The organism is Deinococcus aquiradiocola, assembly GCF_014646915.1.
Classification (GTDB): Bacteria; Deinococcota; Deinococci; order Deinococcales; family Deinococcaceae; genus Deinococcus; species Deinococcus aquiradiocola.
Genome location: NZ_BMOE01000043.1, coordinates 1 through 585, shown reverse-complemented (window position 1 = coordinate 585; position 585 = coordinate 1). Strand labels below are relative to the sequence as shown.

The window sequence follows — 585 nt, the reverse complement described above, 5'->3', positions numbered from 1 at the left end:
AGTCCACGCTCAGCGCCGACGCGCTCAGCGATCCCCCGTCCGTGTCCACCGCCGTGCTCGTCCGCGTCGACGTGCTCCCCCCACGCGTCACCTGCACCCCCAGGTCCGTCCCGTACGCGCTCACGTCCGACACCGTGTTCCCCGGCACCGTGTCCGTCAGCACGAACCCCGACACCGCCACCCCGTAGTTCCGCGCGTCGATGCAGTACTCCAGCACCTCCCCGGGCACCCCGGTCCCCGCCGTTCCGAACGTCGCCCCCAGGTTCAGCGCCCCTGGCTTCCCCAGGTTCCGCACCCGTTTCGTCAGTTTCGGGTACACGAGCTGCGCCGTGCTGCTCGCCGTGTTGTTCGTCGTCACCCCTTCAGTCTCGTTACCCGTCACGCTGGCCGTGTTCGGCAGGCTGGTCGGGCCGCTGTTGGTCTCGATGCTGGCCGCCGTCGGTGCGGTGCCGGTGACGGTCAGGGTGACGGTGGCCCCGCCGGCGACGGTGCCCACGGTCCAGGTCACCTTGCCGGTGGCGGCACTGTACGTGCCGCCACTGCTGGCCGACACGAACGTCAGCCCCGAAGGCAGGGTGTCCGTCA

At 70.6% G+C, this 585-nt stretch carries 1 protein-coding gene; it reads right to left on the bottom strand.

The window, feature by feature from the left end; translation table 11 throughout:
• Positions 1-585, bottom strand: a 585-nt coding sequence (locus IEY33_RS19085; RefSeq protein WP_188964871.1) for a DUF11 domain-containing protein, incomplete at both ends; no start/stop codon positions are given.